This window comes from Aminobacter sp. P4_D5 (genome assembly GCF_056401815.1).
In genome coordinates this window covers 1-604 of the sequence record NZ_JBFUIP010000999.1, presented here as the reverse complement: position 1 = coordinate 604, position 604 = coordinate 1, and the positions used below count along the sequence as shown (strand labels likewise).

Here is a 604-nt window from a genome sequence, read left to right as displayed (position 1 = left end):
CCACCGAAGCGGAGGCCCTGCTCCTGAAGGCCGGGGATGCCGGTCCCGACGACCTGCTCGCCGCCGACGGCTACATCTTCGCCGCGCCGGAGAACCTGGCCTCGCTCTCCGGCCCGATGAAGGACCTCTTCGACCGCTGCTACTACCCGCTGCTCGACCGCATCCAGGGGCGCCCCTATGCGCTGATGGTCTGCGCCGGCACGGACGGGCAGGGCGCCATCCGCCAGATGCGCCGCATCGCCACCGGCTGGCGCCTGCGCGAGGTGGCCGAGCCTGTGCTGGTGATCACCGGCGCGCAGACGCCTGAGGCGATCCTGGCGCCCAAGCGCCTGAGCGAGGCGCAGCTCGCGCACTGCCGGGAGCTGGGCGCCGCGATCGGCGCCGGTCTCGTCCTCGGAATCTTCTGACCGGGCGCGCCCCGGTTCAGCTCTCGAACTCGATCGTCACGCTGGGCGACGAGCGCCGCGCCGGGCCGTGAAAGACGGCCTCGATGTTGTTGCCGGCGGGATCCAGCGCGAAGGCCGCGAAGTAGCCGGGATGATACGGGCGCTCGCCCGGCGCGCCGTTGTCCGTGCCGCCATTCGCCAGGGCAGCCCTGTGGAAG

Annotated in this window: 1 protein-coding gene and 1 pseudogene; one reads left to right on the top strand and one right to left on the bottom strand. The window is 72.4% G+C overall.

The window, feature by feature from the left end; translation table 11 throughout:
• A partial coding sequence (locus AC1DWF_RS36310; protein WP_476843289.1) for a flavodoxin family protein occupies positions 1 to 407 on the top strand: 407 nt, incomplete at its 5' end.
• Positions 408 to 423: 16 nt separating this feature from the next.
• On the opposite strand, the pseudogene AC1DWF_RS36305 reads toward AC1DWF_RS36310, so the two are convergent.
• Positions 424 to 604, bottom strand: a pseudogene (locus AC1DWF_RS36305) (VOC family protein); the annotation flags it as partial.